Genomic DNA, 19962 nt, shown 5'->3' with positions numbered 1-19962 from the left:
GGTTTCAAGAAACCGCCTTCAAACTGATGTCTAAACTTTTATAAGAATGGGTTAATGCACCTACCGAAATAAAGTCTACACCCGTCTCCGCAATCTTAACAATAGTGGATTCGGTTATGCCACCTGAAGCTTCTGTTTGGCATTGACCCCCAATCAAATTCACCGCTTTTTTCATTTCCTCCACACTCATATTATCCAGCATGATAACATCCACACCTCCCACTTTTAAAGCTTCTTTAACTTCCTCCAAATTCCGGGTTTCTACCTCAATTCTTAAATCAAGATTCTTTTCTTTCAAATATTTCTTGGTTGCCGTAACCGAAGCGGTTATACCACCTGCAAAATCATTATGATTATCTTTCAACATCACCATATCAAATAATCCAAATCTATGATTTTTACCTCCTCCAATTTCAACTGCCCATTTTTCTGCTAAGCGGAAATTTGGGGTTGTCTTGCGGGTATCCAATATTTTGGTGGATGTGTGTGCAATCATCTTACTCAAATTATAAGTGTAAGTAGCTATTCCACTCATTCTTTGAAGGCAATTTAAAACCAATCGCTCTGCTGTTAGAATAGAAGATGCTTCACCATGTACTTTCAGCCCGATATCACCCTTTTTTACAACATCGCCATCCTTCTTATGAATTTCAAGTTTTAGGTTTTTATCAACTGCATTAAAAACATATTCCGCCATTTTAACGCCAGCCAAAATTCCATCATCTTTAATGATTAACTGAGCTGTATTTAGCGTTCCTTTAGGAATTGAGGCTAAAGAAGAGTGGTCTCCATCTCGGATATCTTCTTCTAAAGCATTTTTAATAAATTGATTAATATTCTCTTCGGTTAAATATTGGTAAGCCAAGATTATTACTTTTTGATACTAGCTCAAAGTTACGGTGATATCGGTATTTATAATACAATCAGGGGTATTAATTTTGAAGTAGGGTTTTCAGAAAACTGACAAAAAGCTAAAACAAAAAAAGCTACCTCTTTCGAAGTAGCTTTTGGTTGTGGAGCATATCGGAGTCGAACCGATGACCTCTACGCTGCCAGCGTAGCGCTCTAGCCAGCTGAGCTAATGCCCCAAAACTTAAATAGACAGTTGACAATTGACAGTAGACAAGAATCAACGGTTTGCAAATCTATGTAAAAAATCCATTTCTAAAAATACCTTCTGGCTTTCCTGAATTTTTTTGTGTAGTAGTCAGTATAAATATTAGCTTCTACTACACCTACACTTGATGAAGCATGAATAAAGCGTACATCATTTTTACCTCTTACCTCTGTCACCAGTCCTGCGTGGGTAATTTTTCTTCGCCTTTTTCCCATAGCAAAAAATACCACATCGCCTTTTTCTAATTTTCTAAATTTAACCTTTTTTCCAACCTTAGCCTGGTCCCTAGAAACTCTAGGAATATTCACATCTCCTGCTTTAAAACTGACATATAATAATCCTGAACAATCCATACCAGAACGGTTTACACCTCCCCATTTATATGGAGTGCCAGTGTAAGATCGAGCGGTTTGAATTATAGTATCGAGCCTTCTTGCTCTTAGTTTTTTCTTCTTGCTTGTTGCACAGCCTGATAGAAAAACCACAATCAGTAGGAATAAAATCAATTGGATGGAATATATTTTCCTAAATTTGTGTTGAAGCATAATTCTTAGTCAGAAATCAAATAATTCATGGATACAGTTACAAATCAAAGCATTTTTGAGGAATTGGTAAGCATAGTTGGCGCAAAAAATGCCTTTTTGCTTGATGAAGATAAATATAAATACTCTCATGACCACACGGAGGATTATTCCTTCATGCCTGATGTAGTACTAAAGCCTTCAACTCCTGAAGAGATAAGTGCCATTATGAAGAAATGTAACGAACATTTAATCCCAGTAACTCCTAGAGGCGGTGGCACTGGGTTAAGTGGTGGTGCCTTGCCTACTAAAAAAGGAGTCGTAATCAGCATGGAGAAATTCAATAAAATTTTATCCATAGATGAATTGAATTTGCAAGCAACTGTCGAGCCTGGAGTTATAACAGAAGTTTTCCAAAATGCTGTAAAAGAAAAGGGATTATTTTATCCACCAGACCCATCCAGTAAAGGAACCTGCTTTTTGGGGGGTAACTTAGCAGAAAATGCTGGTGGTCCAAAAGCCGTGAAATATGGCGTTACTCGTGATTATGTTTTGAATATGCAAGTGGTTTTGCCTAATGGAGAAATCATTTGGACCGCAGCCAATGTTTTGAAAAATAGCACAGGCTATAATTTAACTCAATTAATGTGTGGAAGTGAAGGCACATTAGGGATCATCACTAAAATCGTTTTCAAATTAAGACCTTTTCCGAGAAAAGATGTGACGTTACTAGCTCCTTTTACGAGCAATGAAGAAGCTTGCCGTGCAATCGCTGCCATTTTTAAAGCTGGAGTAGCACCTTCAGGTATGGAATTTATGGAGCGAGATGCCATTGTAAAAACACAAGATTACATTAAAAATGAAATGGGAGAAACGGTAAGCGTAGATTTACCCGACCATGTTAAGGCCCATTTACTGATAGAATTAGATGGAAATGATGAAGAGGTAATGATGAATGAGGCAGAAATCATTCTAAATGTATTGGAAGATTTTGATACTGGTGGTGAAGTACTTTTTGCTGATACTCAAGCTCGAAAAGACGAACTTTGGAAATTAAGAAGAAATGTGAGTCCTGCTGTAAATGCCTATTCCCTAACTAAAGCTGAAGATGTGGTTGTTCCAAGAGGAAACCTGCCTGCTCTGATTGTTTTCATAAATGAAGTAGGAGAAAAATATGGGTTTAACTCAGTATGCTATGGACATGCTGGTGATGGAAACCTCCACATCAACATCATGAAAGAAGAGTTGAGTGATGCATATTGGAATAAGGAAGTGAATGAGGGAATAGGCGAAATTTTTGAGGAAGTTGTTCGCTTGGGTGGAACACTTTCAGGTGAACATGGAATCGGAATTGCCAAAAGACCGTATATGCAAATGGCCATGGGAGATGTGAAACTTGACCTGATGAGAGGTATTAAAAAAGTGTTTGATCCAAATAATATTTTAAACCCAGAAAAAATATTTTAACTTTTTCTGAACAAGAATAGAAGATATCCGTTTTTCGGTAGTATTACTTTTAATGCTGCGTGTAAAATAACAAATGGTGGATAAATTACTTTCTTCTATTAAAATTGAGCTCAACCCACACCTTTTTCAAAAAGATCCTGAATCTTCTGAATTAGGAAGAAAAATATTATCTCAATCCTTACAAATGATTGATGATATGGGGTTAGAAAATTTTACTTTCGGTAAACTAGCAAAAGCTTTATGTACTACTGAGAGTTCCATTTATCGATATTTTGAAAGTAAGCACAAACTACTTTTATATTTCTATAATTGGTATTGGAGTTGGATCGATTTACAACTAGCATTTCATACTCATAATTTATCAAGTCCAGATTCAAAACTTAAAAAAGCAGTTGAAATAATTTGTAAACCCGATACAGAAGATAAAAGTATCAGTAAAATGAATTTTCAACAATTAATTAATATTGTCATATCTGAATCATCAAAAGCTTACTTAACAAAGGAAGTAGACCAAGAAAATCAATTTGGATTATTTTTGACATTTAAAAAGGTTTCTAGACGATTGGCGGATATTATGTTGGAAATTAACCCTAAATTTAGTCATGCTAATACCTTGGCTTCTACTAGTATAGTGGGTATTTTGCATCAGCAATATTTTGCAGCTCATATGCCTTCTTTATCAGACATTCAATCTGATAAAGACGAACTATCAAATGTTTTTTATCAGATTATTTTAAAAAACCTAAAGAATTAAAATGGCGGATAATTTTAAAGTACATCCTTTCAAAAGGTTTATAGACCTGCTTCAACCTGAAAAAAGCTTTGTATTTACTATATACATTTATGCGGTTTTTGCAGGTTTGATTAGATTATCTCTGCCATTAGGAATTCAAGCGATCATTAACCTTATCATGGGTGGACAGGTAAGTACTTCCTGGATCATTTTAGTGTTTTTGGTAATTTTAGGAATCATCATAAATGGAATTTTGCAAGTTAGGCAATTAACCATCAATGAGGTTTTACAACAAAAAATATTCACAAGGGCTTCATTTGAATTCGCATACAGAATCCCTAGATTTAAAATTGACCAAGTAAAACATTCATATCTTCCAGAGTTAATCAACCGATTCTTTGACACAATGTCGGTTCAAAAGGGATTGTCTAAAATCTTAATCGATTTTTCAACTTCTTTTTTTCAGATTATCTTCGCCTTAATACTCGTTTCATTTTATCACCCTTTCTTTATCATATTTTCTTTCTTTTTGATTTTGTTAATTTTCTTAATTGTGAGATTAACGGGTCCAAAAGGACTTAAAACCAGTCTTCAGGAATCTAATTATAAATATGAAACCGCCCATTGGCTGGAAGAGCTTGCCAGAAATGTGGAGAGTTTTAAAATGGCAGAGGATTCGAAACTTCCTCTAGAAAAAAATGATAAGAACACAGAAAATTATGTAAAAGCCAGACGGTCACATTTTGATGTAATTATCAATCAATTTTCATTAATGATTGGCTTTAAAGCAGTTGTTGCTGCTGGGTTATTATTAATAGGGGGCTTTTTAGTAATTGAACAACAAATGAACATTGGTCAGTTTGTTGCTGCTGAAATCATTGTAATACTCGTGATTAATTCTGTAGAAAAAATGATTTTTACTATTGAATCTATCTACGATGTATTAACTGCTGTAGAAAAAATTGCAGTTGTAACAGATAAACCTCTGGAGGAATTTTTATCAGGAAGCCATTCATTAATTAAGTCTGATGGAATGGCCGTTAAACTGAAAGATATTAATTTAAAGGAAGAAGATACAGGCCATATATTTTTAAAAGACGTTAACCTAGATATTAAAGGAGGAGAAAAAATAGGAATTGCCGGAACTTCAAATGCTGGTAAGTCAATATTATTACAATTGATTTCAGGTTGGTATAATGATTATAAAGGCAATATAATGTTTAATGGAACTGCCTTACGAGACCTAAATATTTCAGAAGTAAGAAGAAATATAGGGGATTGTATGAGTTTTGGAGGAATATTTCAAGGAACCATTGAGGAGAACATAAGGATAGGTTCTCCATTGAGTGAAATGGAAGAAATTCAAAAAGCTACTCAAATTACTGGTTTAGATGAATTTATGGATGGTGAACCATTGGGCTATCAAAGAATGCTTTTTCCTGGCGACCGAACTTTTCCAAAGAAAATTAAGCAACAAATTCTGTGGACTCGAGGAATTATAGGTAAGAAAACGCTTATCCTTTGGGAAGACATTTTTGGAATGATGTCACAAGACAACAAACATAAATTTATAAACTATCTCTGCAGAGAAAATAATAAGCAAACCGTTATAATGGTGAGCAATGACATGCGAATATTAGAAAAGTGTGATAGAGTGATTGGAATGGAAAATGGTGAGATCTTATATGATGTGCCTGGCAAGGGAGTTAAAAATCATGATTGGTTTGAAAAAATAAGCTTGAATAAAAATGCTTAACATAAGTCCATATTCTATAAAAGATAAGGTCAATACTACTAAGTATCGATCATTTGCTCTATTCAAAGAAATTAGAGCTGACAAGGTATTGAAACGCCTTTTGATAATTTTCTTTTTATTATTTCTTGGTGTTTCCTTTTTACCCTGGACACAAAATATTCGTGGAAATGGCCAGGTAACGGCACTTTCTCCTTCTCAACGTCCGCAAGAACTCAATTCAATGATAGATGGTAGAATTGAAGAATGGTACGCCCAGGAAGGGGATTTGGTAGAAAAGGGAGATACAATTCTATTCATTCGAGAAATTAAAGATGAATATTTTGATCCTCAACTACTTGAAAGAACGCAAGAGCAAATTACGGCTAAAAGACAATCTTTAGGTTTTTATGAAGAAAAAATTGACGCCTTAGGAAGTCAAATAAAAGCAATTGAGGAAAATAGGGAGCTTAAATTACAACAAGCTAAAAATTATCTAAGACAAGCAGAATTAAAAATTCAAGCCGACAGCATTGATTATGAAGCTGCTCAAATTAATTTGGAAATAGCCGAAAAGCAATTTGGCAGACAAAAGGAACTCTACGAAGAAGGATTAAAGTCTCTAACTGATTTGGAGATGAGGAACAATAAATATCAGGAAGCCTTAGCCAAAAAAATCAGTATGGAGAGTAAATTACTAAGTAGTAGAAATCAGTATTTAAATGCAAAAATTGAACTGAATTCCATCTATAATGAATATACGAATAAGCTACAAAAAGCTCGCTCTGATTTATTTAGTACTCGTTCGATGCTTCAGGATGCACAAGCTGAGGTAGTGAAAATGGAGAATCAACTCACAAATTATCAAGTGCGGTTTGGCTTCTATTATGTTCTTGCACCGCAAAAAGGTTACATTACAAGAGCAGTAAGCACCGGTATAGGAGAAAACATTAAAGCTGGAGAATCTCTAGTTTCCATAATGCCTGCAGATATTGACTACGCAGTTGAAATGTATATTCTGCCAAGAGATTTACCGCTCTTTAATGTGGGAAATGAAGTAAGGTTGATTTTTGATGGTTGGCCTTCAATAGTTTTCTCAGGTTGGCCAATAATAACTTATGGTACTTTCGGAGGTGAAGTAGTAGCAATTGACCGCTTTATAAGTGATAATGGTAAATACAGGATTTTAATTGCCCAAGATCCAGAAGAACCAGAATGGCCAGAAGCATTAAGGGTTGGTGGCGGAACGAGTGGTTTAGCACTATTAGATATAGTACCAGTGTGGTATGAAATCTGGCGACAAATTAATGGTTTTCCACCAAATTTTTACACTCCTGAGAATACAGGGCAGTCTAGTGAAGCAAATAAACTTCAAGGAAAAGCTAAAAAATGATTATCAAACTGAAACATATAGTCATTTCTTTTTCCTGTTTTTTACTTTCCTTTAGTACTTTGCAGGCTCAAGATACTCTTATTTCAGATCAATTAAGTGAGCAGGAGTTTCTTTCATTGGTTATGGAAAATCACCCTTTAATTCAACAAGCTCAAAACTTAAGAGAAATGGGTGACTTTGCTGTCATGGCCGCAAAGGGAAACTTTGATCCAGAACTTTTTTCCAAAAACAAACAAAAGTACTACGATCAGAAAAATTACTATCAATACAGTGAATCTGGAATTAGTTTACCTACCAGAACTGGAATAACTTTACAAGGAGGATATGATTGGACTGCAGGAGAGTATTTAAGTAATGAAGCTACTTTACCTAATGCAGGATTGTGGTATGCAGGAGTAAGTGTTCCTGTTCTGCAGGGTTTATTTATTGATGATAGAAGGGCCGCACTTCAAAAAGCTTTTGTTGATAGAAGAGCTTTTGAAAACGAGGCTCAGCTGATGTTAATAGATATTTTATTAGAAGGAACCAACTACTACTGGCAGTTTGCAAAGTTTCAATATCAAAAAAGGGTCATTGAAGATGCAATAGAACTGGCAACTGATAATTTTGAAAACTATAAAACCTCTTATGAACAAGGAGATAAACCAGCTGTTGACACCTTAGAGGCATCTATTCAATTGCAAAATTTAACGATACAGAACCAACAGTTGGAAGTAGATTTAGAAAATGCAAAACTGAATCTATTTACATTTTTGTGGGGAAAAGAACAACCGATTGAAGAATCCGAATTGAAAGCTTCGGCTATCAACAATATTTCCCAAAACAAAATAGATAGTCTTAGAGCAAGTCTGCCCATTTTCATACAAGAGCACCCGGCAATAAGAGAAAGTGAATTTAAAATTCAGAGACTACAAATTGAAAATCGTTTAAAAAGAGAAAAACTTAAACCAAAATTAAATTTAGAATATAATCTCTTACAAGATCCTGCCGGAAATATTAACGAAATTCGAGGTTTGGATAATTACAACTGGGGCTTAAGTTTTAGCATGCCCTTATTTTTAAGACAACCCAGAGGTGAGCTAAGAATGAATGAAATCAAATTGGAAAACACCAATTTTGAGCTGCAACAAAAGCAACTTTCCATTCGCAACAAAGCCAGACAGTATGAAAACACTTTTGAAAATATTGCCCAGCAATTAGAAACTTATCAGAATATTGTAGTGCAATACGAGAGTCTATTAACAGCCGAATTAAGGAAATTTGAAATAGGAGAAAGCAGTATTTTCTTAATTAACTACAGACAAATGAGTTTGGTTAATGCTCGCATGAAATACATAGAGTTGCAGGCAAAATATAGGTTATACTATCGTCAATGGTTGCATAGCTTGGGGGCTAAACCTGAGCTTTGGATGCAAAATTAACGTCTACAACATTTTCCTATTATGAAAGTTTGCCTCAAAAATAAATAAGGTGTATTACAGCAATTATTCTGAGGTCAAATAGCTTTTACATCTTCTTTAGTTGGGTATGCTCAAGGAAAAATAAAACTATGGTTGCCTCATTCTGTTAGTATACCAAATTATTTATTTTAGTCTTTCCATCATTTATGGAAAATCCATTGAGGAAAAACAAAAAATTTGAAAGGGAATAAAAGCAGATTTTTTTTTGGGATAGATAGTCGCGTTGTATTTCTTGGGTTTGCTCGCATGGCAGATGCAATGGGTAATTCATTTCTTATTGTAGTTTTGCCACTTTATATAGCAAGCGAAAATATAAATGGCAGCTTTTTCGGTTTAACGGAGTCTTTAATCACAGGATTAATCTTAGGTGTTTTTGGGTTGATTACCAGCTTTTCTCAACCTTTTACTGGCAGGCTTTCTGATAAAGTTGGCAAAAGAAAAGCTTTTGTGCTTTTGGGACTTATCATTTTTACTTTTGCCAACTTCGCCTATTCTTTTGCTCATACTTATTGGATTCTCATGGCAGTCCGTATGGCTCAAGGAATTGCTGCAGCCTTTACTATTACTTCCAGCTTAGTCTTAGTGAGCGAAGTAAGTGTTAAAAGCACACGTGGGAATAATATGGGCGTTTACAATTCTTTTCGATTAATTGGGTTTGGCTTGGGGCCATTAGGTAGTGGCATATTAGTTGAAAATGGCCCATACGAAGTTCCCGTTTTTGGATCTATTAACGGCTTTGTTGCTTCCTTTTGTGTTGCAGCATTTGCAGCATTATTAAGTGCAATATTAGTCTACTTTTTTGTTAGTGACCCTGATGATATTGAACCAAGTGACCGTAAAATGAATATCCGAATATTATCTAAAACAAAAGGAAAATTACTTGATCCAATTTTTGCATTAGCCTTAGCTACCTTGGTGATGAGTTTCGGGTTCTCCTTATTAGCACCCATTGAAACTAAAACCAATGAACGCCTTTCTCAAGGAGCTTTTATGTTTTCATTAGAATTCAGTGCATTAATTGCAGCATTAGCCATTGCACAACCTATCGTAGGAAAAGCCAGTGATAAATACGGAAGAAGAATTTTTATAATCATCGGCTTAATTTGTCTAATACCTATTGTATTATCAGAAGGTTTGACAACAGAACCCTGGCAAATGATAACGGCCAGGGCTTTACAAGGAATTAGTGCAGCAATGGTTTTTGCTCCATCTTTAGCCTTAGCGGGTGATTTAGCAGAAAAAGGACAATCAGGATCTCAACTTTCGGTTGTTACCATGGCCTTCGGATTAGGAATTTCTTTAGGTTCTTTTGTGTCTGGTTATGCCGTTAGATTTGGATATGTTTTCCCTTTCCTTGCTGGATCTATTTTAGCAGGAATCGGTTTACTGATTGTCATTAGTCAAGTGCCAAAGAATATTGAAGAAAACACCTAATTTTTCTATCTACTTCATTCCCACTTTTATCGTACTAAACATCAAAAATTTATTGATATCTTCGCAGCATGTGCGGCATAACAGGAGTATTTGCTTTTAATGAAATTGGCAGGTTTAACCTTCCCAATATTTCCTTGGCTACGGAAACCTTAGAACATCGTGGCCCTGATTTTCAAAAAGTTTTTGTGGGTGACTTTGTGGCTTTGGGTCATAGACGCTTATCCATTATTGACTTAAAACCCCAGGCAAACCAACCTATGTCAGCTGAGGATGGTCGCTATCAATTAGTTTTTAATGGTGAGATTTATAATTATAAAAGCCTTCGGCAAGAACTTACAAGTAATGGTGTCCATTTTGAAACAGAATCTGATACTGAAGTTTTATTGCAACTATTAATTCATGAAGGAAAAGATGCTTTAGATAAACTTAATGGATTTTTTGCTTTTGCTTTTTACGACCAGCAAAGGGAAGAAATGTTAGTGGCAAGAGATCGCTATGGAATAAAACCACTTTATTACCTAGAAGATGAGGATCGATTTATTTTTGCCAGTGAACTGAAAGCCATTCTCAAATTTGGGATTGAAAAAAGTATAGATCCCAATTCTCTTTATACTTATCTACAATTAAATTATTTACCTGCTCCCATGAGTATGGTAAAAGGTGTTAAGAAATTAATGCCGGGCCAATATGCAATTGTTAAAAAGAAATCGGTTGAATTCAATTCTTATTATGAATTGAAAACAACTTTTGAAAAGCCTTTTCAAGGGACTTATGAAGATGCCCAAGTTCAACTGAAAGCCTTAATGGAGAAAGCAGTTGAGCGAAGATTAGTGGCTGATGTTCCTTTAGGCACATTTTTAAGCGGTGGAGTAGATTCTTCTATTATCTCAGCGATAGCTGCTAAAAAAGTAGAGGGTTTACATACATTCTCAATTGGCTATAAAGGGAATTCCTTTTTTGATGAAACAGAATATGCTAATGCAGTAGCGAAACATATTGGTTCCAAGCATCAAGTATTTTCCTTAAGCCTGGATGACTTATATGGTTATTTACCAAAAATGTTAAAAAGCTTTTCCGAGCCTTTTGCCGATAGCTCTGCTTTGCCTGTTTATGCTTTAAGTCAACTAACCAAGGAAAATGTAACAGTTGCTTTATCAGGAGATGGAGCAGACGAACTCTTTGCAGGATATAATAAGCATGCAGCCCTTTTTAGATTATGGCATCCAGGAGCTAAAGAGAAAATGGTAACTGCATTAAGTCCACTATGGAATTTATTACCCAAGTCAAGAAATAACCCGTTTGGAAATCTGGCGAGACAATTAAAGAAATTTGCTGATGCTTCCAGGCACGATATTCAATCACAATATTGGATGTTGGCCAGCTTGCAAAGTGCCAGAAAAACAACAGATTTATTATCCAATTCCGTTTTAGAAGATATTGATTTCGAGAGCTTTGATTTATGGAAAGACAATTTGCTTTCAACGCTCAACACTAAATCTATCAACCAATCTTTACAGCTAGACCAAGAATTAGTTCTCCAAGGGGATATGTTGCAAAAAGTAGATTTAATGAGCATGCAACATGCTTTGGAAGTTCGAGTACCATTTCTCGATCATGAATTAGTGGCTTTTGCCAACAGCCTACCTGAAGATTTCAAAGTGAATGGTAAAAGGAAGAAAATGATTCTGCAGGATACTTTCAGAGATATTCTACCTGAAAAAATTTACAATAGACCCAAACACGGATTTGAAGTACCGCTTTTAGATTGGCTCAGAAAAGATTTAAAACAAGATATTGAAAATAAATGGCTGGATAAAGAGCGAATCGAACGTCAGAACGTTTTTGATTGGGATGGAATAGCATCACTCAAAATGAAACTGTTTTCCAATAATCCTGAAGACAGCCACGCCCACGTCTGGGCCTTGATTGTTTTTCAAGAATGGTGGGAGCAGTATATGGAATAATGCTGATCATTCAATACTTACTTTGTTTAAGAGTAAAATTGGATTTGAGTTTTTGAGATGATCTAATTGATTAAATATCTGTTAAAATTGCAAAAGACAGAAATTAGTTAAACTTTGATTAGTTAAATAATGAAGCGCAAGATTAGCAGGAGTAAAAACGTAATTCCATAATATTTCAAAACCTTAAGCCTGTTTGGCGCATCATTCCACCACAAAACCCACCAAGGCTTTATGTAGCCCAAAAAAAGGAGTATCCCAAAGCAAATCAAAAATAAATTAATATAATACAATTACTTATCCCGTTAAATCTAAAGGTTATCGAAAAAGGCATTTATGCCTAAACAAAATTACGCTTTTGCCGGATATTTATATCACAAACAAAATTTTTTTAAAATGATTACAATTGCAGAAAATGAGCAATACTCTTTAAAAGTAGATATCACTAAAAACAGAGCCTTCTTAAAAATCAATGGATTCTGGAGAAATAAAGAAGACATCCCTGGCTACCTACAGGACTGGGATGAAGCCATAAATAAATTATCTAAAGATTTTACTTTATTAACAGATGCGACTGAAATGGCTATTCACCCTGGAGATGTTAGAGATGTACACTCCAAAGCACAAGAAAAAATTGTAACGGCAGGTGTAAAAAAAGTTGCTGAATTGCACACAGAAAATGTATCCATAATGCAACTTGACAGTGTATCCAAAGAAAGCGGAATGCCCAAGAAAAATTTTAATAAGGAAGAGGAAGCCATAAATTGGTTAAATGAATAATAAAAAAATAGCTCAAGGAAATCCTTGAGCTATTTTTAATCAAGGCTGTTAAAGTTTATTCTTTAATAAATCGTTTGGTCACTTCTCCAGATTTCGCTTTAATTTTCAGCAAATAAATTCCCTTCTCTAATTCTGAAACATCTATCATATCAGAAGCTTCAAAAGTTTTAATCTGTCTCCCTTCTAAGGACAGTACTTCAATCCTCTGAAGTTGAATATTTAAATCACTACTAATAAAAATATGGTCATTAGCAGGATTAGGGAAAATACTTAACTCGTCTGAATGTAACGGTGTGTTGGATAATACTGCATTTTCGGTTGAAATCGTATCTGAAGGAAATGAAGAATTAATCACAGAGTCATTTTCTACCAAATAGCTTTGAACATAGTATTCGTACTTAATACTAGGATCATCAATGAAGTCATCAAAAGTGAATTCGTTGGGTTGATTTCCTTCTATGGTTTCTAATAACTCAAAGTCTTCTTGATCTTCAGCTTTTCTATAAAGCTTAAACAAGGTTTCAAATTTGGAACTGTCGTTTACCACCACTTGATATTTACCTTCTTTTTCAAAATAGGCTACTTCAGATATGTAAGGAGAATATAAACGGGTTAAAATGGTGTCGCTGTAGATAACATCGCTTTTTTCATATTCATTTAATGCATAGAATTCAACATGAAAATCCGTATTTTCTTCATAATTCTTAATAATATATTTCTGAGAAGGGCCATTACTTTTCATTTTCAATCTGTTTAAAGAAAGCTCTTCAACTAATATATATGGTTCTGTTAATTCCCAACTTAATTCAATTCCCTCAGCCGATTCTTGTTTTATGCTTGTAATTATTGGAGTGTTGGGTTTAGGGTCTAAAGTATTAAAAATAGCATCTACAGATTCTCCCGTTTCATTTTCATTGTAGGGGGTAATAACAACTTCAATTCTAGAATTAGTAGAAAGTTCTGTTAATTCAAAAGTGTTAACATTTGCATCCAAGAATAAAGTATCAAACTCATGTCTGTAACCGTTATCTTTTCTAATATACCTGTATTTCAGAATATACCCTTCTTCATTGTTTGAATCAGTCCATTCTAAATCTATCTTGTCAAATCCTTCAATGCCTTTTATGATTTGAACAGGTTTAGGTGCACTATAATTCTTATAATAGAAATTGTTTATTTTAAAGCGTTTTCCTAACCAAACTGTGTGGCTGGGATAATAGATTAAGGTATCATTGTGAACAAAGGCTAATGATCTTGTAGATTCTTCGAAAGGAAGACTACCTGAATGTTTAAGGTATACTGAATCATTTGTGTTTACTTCATAGATAGATCTGTTCGATAATTGGAGTTTTCTATTTTTATAATTAGTAATTAATCTATCATCCAAATGGTCAAATGAGCTGTTTCCCTCTGAAACCATTCTTTTATATTTTAGATCTTTATCTACAATATATTCCATTTTACTATTTCCAAATAACCTAATTGAATCTCCCCGTTTCTCAATATGAGTTGGAATATCATTTACAATTAAATCATTATCGACAATCGAATCCTGATCAATATAAAATTTTACTAATCCTTGATTAGGGTTGAAAAAAGTGCTTTTTACTACTAATAAAATCTCGTTATCATTAAGAGTGAATGATCTCTTAATATGATAATATTTATCAGGTAATTCTTTTATAATCCACTTTTTTAAATCTAAATCATAAATCCAAAACTTATTGGAATCATCATCATTCGTACGTTCAATTGAAAAACAAAATATTTTGTTGTCAACTATTTCAACATCCATAAACCAACCCTCATATAAGCTTGTTGGTAGTGGAGGTATTTCTTCAAATGTATCTGAATCCAAGTCATATACTAGCCCTTCCTGGGACTGTGCAGATAAAAAATAAAGCTTACCTTCATGGTAATTTATATTAGTAATTAGTAGCTGATCACTAATTGCAATTAAAGAATCCATCGTTTGCTTTCTATATGGTATCCAGCTATGATTCTCAACTGCGGTAAGCTCAATAATCTCACTTGTACTAAACGACTCTGCAAACTCATTTACATTTTTAACCCTGTAATAATAGGTTTGATTTGCTTCAACATCTTTGTCAAAATATCTAATGTTATCATCAAAGCTTTTATTATCAACTTTTACGGAGTCATAATTACTAAATGATACTCCGTCTGTAGATTTTTGAATAATTGAATATTTGCTACGAAATGAACTTGAAATAAAAGAGAAACCTACTGTGGCTTCTCCTGCAGATCTGGCCTGACGAATTTCTGGGTTTCGCAATGGAATCTGAAAATTAAATATCTCTGATGTATCTGCTCCAAATACATTAGTAGCTATGGTAAATAGGTTTAGTTTTTCCCCTTCCCTAAATTTTAATCGACTTCTCCACTGGTAATTCAAAGTATCCATAAAATGAATGCTGCTATCATTTTCCATTTTATAAACCAGTAAATCTTCAATATTCAGGTAATCCTCAAAATTTATTGTTGGGTGAACGGATTCCTTATCTGACCAGCTATTCTCGAATCCGTCAAGTATAATTTTTCCAGATTCTGGCTTCAGCTCTTTTAGGTCAAGCGAATAGCTATCTGAATATTCTGAGGGAATTCTATTGTCAGCTGTAAGCCTTATTCTGTAATCAATCGAAGTAATATTATCTGGATAATTTTCATAAAAGGTTATAGTATCGATTTTTACAGACCACCCATTTATTAAAAAGTTATCGACATTTTCGAAATCTTGATTATTTATGCTTCTTTCAACCTCTATATTTCTTCCATGCTTATCACGATTTTCAAAAACCAGATACTGAGAACCTAAAGAATAACTTTCCCTATTAAAAATCGTCAATAGCTCTGGTCTATTTAACTTACCACTTTTGAATATACCATAAAAATTGATTTCATTCGATTCAGAAATTCCTCCATCATTAAATGCTTCCACCTTAACAAAATACTTGGTGTCTCTTTGTAGTCCTTCAATAGCATAGGTCTCAATATCTTTGCCGACAGTGCCTATTTTCTGATAATTGCTATTTTGATCCTTCGATAAGAAAATATTAAAACCTTCCTCGTTGTCTGAGTTATCTTCCCAAAAAATTGTATTAGTATTGTACTTCGATAAAATTAAATTAGTTGGACTGGCAGGAGCTTCGATTGGTTCTGGTTCTTCAGGAGAAGAGGAAGCTAACTTTCTAAAATCATTTTGGTAAGTAATATCAAACCCTTCTGATATATACCCTAAACCTGCATAAGCCTCACCATTCAAATAAAAAGCAACTCCACGGTTTCTTTCATCTACAAAATACGAGTCGTCTAATGTTAAGGAGTTATCAGCTGGATCTATGATAACTTGCTCTTGTCGCGAGCTAAGCTTCAAAATATGCACTAAACCGTCTGAATCAGTATAATTAGTATTTTGTTGCAAACTACTTAATTTGCTATCCGCAAATATTTCCTCTGTCCAACTGTCATCGGTAGGATCGTAAGAGTACAAGCCCGGTAGTTGGATACTTCCTACCCCTGATGCGATATACCCTTTGCCATTAGAAGCAAAACCCACCGCTCTGCTTCTAGCTTGATCGGGAGGTAAAGAAGCAATTGCTGTCCAAGTGCCTGTTGAAGGTTCAAATACATAAAAATCACTTAATGAGCCTGTATTATTTCCTCCAAGTCCCACATAACCCTTATCGTTAATACTAAAACTAGAGGCTTGATTTCTAATCTCTCCTGGCAAATCTGCAGTGGCTGTCCAGTTACCTGTAGAAGGATCATATTCGTAGAAATCCTTGAATTGTGTAGTTCCATCTGAACCCGTGCCTACATAAGCTTTACCATCTGCTACAAAAGCAACAGCTCCTTCACGGGCAGCTCCCGGATAATCATTCATAACTCTCCAGTTGCCATCCTCAGGATTATATTTATAGAATGATTTTTTATACGCACTACCTGTATATCCAGTACCCACATAAGCTGTGTCTCCTATGACGAAGCGAACGGCTCCTGATCGTGAATCAGGAAAATTTTGAATACTTTGCCATTCTTGAACTTGGGCTTGAGTAGTAAAACAAAAAGATATAAAAAATAGAAGTGAGGGGAATAATAGTAAAATTTTTTTCATAGACATACTTTTATCAAAATACAAAAGTAACTCATTGAAATTCAATTCAAAAGATTTATATTAAAAGTTCTATTGCTCAGCCAAATCAAGCCCAAATCTTTGATTAAATCCCGCTATACCCTGCAAACCACCAGAGTGAATAGCCAAAATATGATCATCCGATGAGATATTGTCCTTTTTCCATTCCATCATTAATCCATATATCATTTTACCAGTATAAATGGGGTCTAGAGGAATTCCAGTTTTTTCATAAAACTCCATTATAAAATCTATCAACTCAGGCTTCCATTTGGCATATCCTCCGAAATGATAGAGTGTAGATAATTCCCAATTCTCTTTTTCTTGGTCAACTAGATTTCTTAATTCTTCTTTTACCCAATCACCTTTTAAAACAGAAACCCCTATAATTTTTTGATGATCTGATTTGCCATTAATCAAGCCAGCCAAAGTTCCGCCTGTACCAAAACATGCTGTTATCAAATTATAATGATGAGGAATAAAGTCATGGATTTCTGAGGTTCCCTTGATTGCCTTTTCATTCGTACCACCTTCTGGAATTATAAAAGGATTATCAAATCGCTTTTTTAAATCCTCTAGAAAATCAGGATTGTCCTTTAGTCTATAATCATCTCTGTTTATAAAATGAAGCTCCATGCCATTCTTTTTCGCCAAATTTAAAGTAGGGTTGTTTACTTCTTCTCCTCTGATTATTCCAATAGATTTGAATCCACATGACTTGGCTGAAATTGCGATAGCCACTATATGATTGGAAAAAGCCCCTCCAAATGTTAAAATTTTTATGTGCCCATTTTTCTCCGCTTCTAGGAAATTGTACTTGAGTTTAAAAAACTTATTACCGGATGCTCCTTGATGGATTTTGTCTAATCGAAGGATATCAAATATCAATCCTGCAAACTGAACTCTTTGAATAGGTACATGATCAGGTGAAAAGAATTTTTTAACAGACATAGAGCTAATTTATGGGGATTTGGCTAAATTGTATTGAATAAAAACCAAAGTTCTTGAAATTAATCATTTTTAAATGAAGAGATATTACATTTTTCTAATTCTTATAGCATCAGTTTTTTCATCCTGTATGAAGTCTGTTTCTATTAATACATTACGGCCTGCCGATATCAGTATTCCTAATGATATTCAGTCGATCGTGCTGGTTGATAGGACTGCCTATGAAAAAGATGCTGTGGGTATAATCGAGGGCATCATCACAGGCGAAGGAATTAATGAGGATCAAGATGGAGTCATGACGATGTTTTCTAGTCTTCAAAATAGTTTGCGAGTTTCGCCTAGATTTAATGTGGTATTAGCCTCTGAAAAACTTAGAGGTCAAAATATCTTAGGCTCCTTTCCTGACCCATTGGATTGGAGACAGGTTGATCAATTGACCCGAAAATATAACACAGATGCATTATTGGCGATAGAAATTTTTGATAGCAACTTTATCGTGACTAATGGAAAAAGAAAAAATACCAGAACTGTAGAAGATGAGGATGGAAATAAAAGGGAAGAAGAATATACAGAATTCTTTGCTGAAGGAGTGGGAAATACTCGCATTGGCATCCGTTTATACGATGCTAAAAACAGAACCGTAATTGATCAAGATATTTATACACAAAACAAAACTTGGGAAGCTTCAGCCACCAGTTTAAAAGAAGCGTTGGCACAATTAGTCAGTAAATCACAAGCGACAAAGTACTTAGCCCAATCAGTTGGCAACACTTACGCAGCAAAAATAGCTCCTATGCCTGTTAGAATTTCAAGAAGCTATTATGCCAAACCAAAAAGAAACGCCTATATAAGTAAAGGGGCTAGACAAGCTAGTGTAAATCAATGGGAAACTGCTATTGCAACTTGGAAAACAGGTTTAAGAAAAACTTCAGACACAAAAGAAAGTGGAAGAATGGCTTACAATATTGCCGTTGGTTATGAAATTATTGGCGACTTATTTTTAGCTCATGAATGGGCTGGCAGGTCTTATGTTGATTATGGAAATAAAAAAGGAAGAAGTTATGCCAGCCAGCTCAACAATCGAATGATTACGGAAGAAATACTGGATGAGCAATTAAGCTTGCCTGATCCAAAAACTGAAAGTAATTCTCAAAAGAATACCCAAACTATTGGAAAAAAAGAAAAGCCTACCCTTAAGATTAAAATGAAAGACAACTAGTTTAATTAGTAATTATGGGTGCCTCTCTAGTCTTAGCGTCTCGCTAAGATTTATAAAACTACTTTCGTTTTGCTTTTAGGTCTTAATAATAATAATTAAAATCACGCTTATTTGCCTTGAATGTCTTAGCGAGACGCTAAGACCAGTCAGGGTATAAATCTCTGACTAATTATTAATTCCCCATTTATTAATTACTAATTAGATTTCACACTCCTTTGTCTAACCGCTTCAAAAATTGCAATCGCACCAGAAACTGATACATTTAAAGATGCAATTTTTCCAGTAGTTGGAATTTTAGCTAAAAAATCGGCTGTTCTTATTAAATCATTGCTAATCCCATCTTCTTCTGACCCCAAAATTATCGCTAAAGGTTGTGCCATAGGTGTTTCATAGATCAGGTCTTTACCTTTTTCAGTACAAGCCACTACTTGCAAACCACTTTTTTGCAAATATTCTACAGTGTTTTTCAAACTATTTTCTCTACAAACTGGAATATAATGCAAAGCTCCAGCTGAGGTTTTTACAGCATCAGAATTTATTTGCGCACTACCTTTAAAAGGAATCACTATGGCATCTACTCCTGCACACTCTGCGGATCGGGCGATAGCTCCAAAATTTCTCACATCCGTAACTCTATCCAAAATTAAAATCAAAGGGTCTTTACCTTTGGCAAAAGCTTCATTAATGACATTATCCAAAGAAGCATAACTAACAGCTGAAACCATTGCAATTACACCCTGATGATTCTTCATCGTAATGCGATTCAATTTTTCGATAGGTACTTTGGTGAAAGGTACTTTTTGTTCCTTACATAAATCCATCAGTTCCGCCACCAATTCATTTCGTACATCTTTTTGGATGTAGATATTGTCCATTTCCTTGCCTGAATGAATAGCTTCAATGACAGCACGTGTGCCGAATATATAGTCTTTATCGTTAAGCTTTGGTCTTTTATTAAATGCTGCCATAATCTTGAATATTGAAATACAAAATTCTTAATCTAAAGTGGGAAAAGCTAGTAATATGGATTTTTTAAAATGTAAA

General features: G+C 34.5%; 14 protein-coding genes and 1 tRNA gene. 9 read left to right on the top strand and 6 right to left on the bottom strand.

Annotation, left to right across the window (positions count from 1 at the left end; genetic code table 11):
- Nucleotides 1-4: 4 nt before the first annotated feature.
- The 3 genes from nadC to ABWH96_RS01255 all read right to left on the bottom strand — a co-directional run bounded on the left by nadC (nucleotide 5) and on the right by ABWH96_RS01255 (nucleotide 1662).
- Nucleotides 5-865, bottom strand: a complete 861-nt coding sequence (gene nadC / locus ABWH96_RS01265) for a carboxylating nicotinate-nucleotide diphosphorylase (RefSeq protein ID WP_375579736.1) — start codon at nucleotides 863-865, stop codon at nucleotides 5-7.
- Between the two features lie 149 nt (nucleotides 866-1014).
- Nucleotides 1015-1088: transfer RNA gene (locus tag ABWH96_RS01260), tRNA-Ala, on the bottom strand.
- A gap of 76 nt (nucleotides 1089-1164) precedes the next feature.
- Nucleotides 1165-1662: a C40 family peptidase gene (locus tag ABWH96_RS01255; protein WP_375579735.1), complete on the bottom strand. Its 498-nt coding sequence runs from the start codon at nucleotides 1660-1662 to the stop codon at nucleotides 1165-1167.
- Nucleotides 1663-1689: 27 nt separating this feature from the next.
- On the opposite strand from ABWH96_RS01255, the gene ABWH96_RS01250 reads away from it, so the two are divergent.
- The 8 genes from ABWH96_RS01250 (at nucleotide 1690) to ABWH96_RS01215 (ending at nucleotide 12598) form a co-directional block, all read left to right on the top strand.
- Complete coding sequence (locus ABWH96_RS01250; protein ID WP_375579734.1) at nucleotides 1690-3105, top strand: FAD-binding oxidoreductase; 1416 nt, start codon at nucleotides 1690-1692, stop codon at nucleotides 3103-3105.
- 73 nt (nucleotides 3106-3178) lie between these two features.
- Nucleotides 3179-3859, top strand: coding sequence for a TetR/AcrR family transcriptional regulator (locus tag ABWH96_RS01245; protein WP_375579733.1), 681 nt, complete (start codon nucleotides 3179-3181; stop codon nucleotides 3857-3859).
- 1 nt (nucleotide 3860) lies between these two features.
- Nucleotides 3861-5594: a peptidase domain-containing ABC transporter gene (locus ABWH96_RS01240; RefSeq protein WP_375579732.1), complete on the top strand. Its 1734-nt coding sequence runs from the start codon at nucleotides 3861-3863 to the stop codon at nucleotides 5592-5594.
- Entirely contained in the window at nucleotides 5587-6963 is a 1377-nt protein-coding gene (locus ABWH96_RS01235) for an HlyD family secretion protein (RefSeq protein WP_375579731.1), read from the top strand. Before ABWH96_RS01240 ends, ABWH96_RS01235 begins: the two co-directional genes overlap by 8 nt.
- Nucleotides 6960-8384 (top strand): TolC family protein, encoded by a 1425-nt coding sequence (locus ABWH96_RS01230; RefSeq protein WP_375579730.1) that lies wholly within the window; start codon nucleotides 6960-6962, stop codon nucleotides 8382-8384. Before ABWH96_RS01235 ends, ABWH96_RS01230 begins: the two co-directional genes overlap by 4 nt.
- Nucleotides 8385-8669: 285 nt before the next feature.
- Nucleotides 8670-9857: an MFS transporter gene (locus ABWH96_RS01225; protein WP_375579729.1), complete on the top strand. Its 1188-nt coding sequence runs from the start codon at nucleotides 8670-8672 to the stop codon at nucleotides 9855-9857.
- Between the two features lie 68 nt (nucleotides 9858-9925).
- Nucleotides 9926-11821, top strand: coding sequence for an asparagine synthase (glutamine-hydrolyzing) (gene asnB, locus ABWH96_RS01220; protein ID WP_375579728.1), 1896 nt, complete (start codon nucleotides 9926-9928; stop codon nucleotides 11819-11821).
- A 393-nt stretch (nucleotides 11822-12214) separates the two neighbouring features.
- Nucleotides 12215-12598 (top strand): hypothetical protein, encoded by a 384-nt coding sequence (locus tag ABWH96_RS01215; protein ID WP_375579727.1) that lies wholly within the window; start codon nucleotides 12215-12217, stop codon nucleotides 12596-12598.
- A gap of 55 nt (nucleotides 12599-12653) precedes the next feature.
- Here ABWH96_RS01215 and ABWH96_RS01210 read toward each other — a convergent pair whose 3' ends face one another.
- Together ABWH96_RS01210 and ABWH96_RS01205 are read right to left on the bottom strand one after the other, a co-directional pair.
- Nucleotides 12654-16733 (bottom strand): T9SS type A sorting domain-containing protein, encoded by a 4080-nt coding sequence (locus ABWH96_RS01210; protein ID WP_375579726.1) that lies wholly within the window; start codon nucleotides 16731-16733, stop codon nucleotides 12654-12656.
- Nucleotides 16734-16802: 69 nt separating this feature from the next.
- Nucleotides 16803-17702 carry a 1-aminocyclopropane-1-carboxylate deaminase/D-cysteine desulfhydrase gene (locus ABWH96_RS01205; protein ID WP_375579725.1) on the bottom strand — a complete coding sequence of 300 codons (900 nt, stop codon included), beginning with the start codon at nucleotides 17700-17702 and terminating at the stop codon, nucleotides 16803-16805.
- A 73-nt stretch (nucleotides 17703-17775) separates the two neighbouring features.
- Between ABWH96_RS01205 and ABWH96_RS01200 the strand changes: the two genes are divergently transcribed.
- Nucleotides 17776-18918 carry a DUF6340 family protein gene (locus tag ABWH96_RS01200; RefSeq protein WP_375579724.1) on the top strand — a complete coding sequence of 381 codons (1143 nt, stop codon included), beginning with the start codon at nucleotides 17776-17778 and terminating at the stop codon, nucleotides 18916-18918.
- A gap of 194 nt (nucleotides 18919-19112) precedes the next feature.
- Here the strand turns inward: ABWH96_RS01200 and rlmB are convergent, their stop codons facing one another.
- Entirely contained in the window at nucleotides 19113-19886 is a 774-nt protein-coding gene (gene rlmB, locus ABWH96_RS01195) for a 23S rRNA (guanosine(2251)-2'-O)-methyltransferase RlmB (RefSeq protein WP_375579723.1), read from the bottom strand.
- Nucleotides 19887-19962 lie beyond the last annotated feature (76 nt).

The organism is Marivirga tractuosa (assembly GCF_042140215.1).
Classification (GTDB): domain Bacteria; phylum Bacteroidota; class Bacteroidia; order Cytophagales; family Cyclobacteriaceae; genus Marivirga; species Marivirga tractuosa_A.
This window is presented reverse-complemented; position numbering and strand designations above follow the sequence as displayed.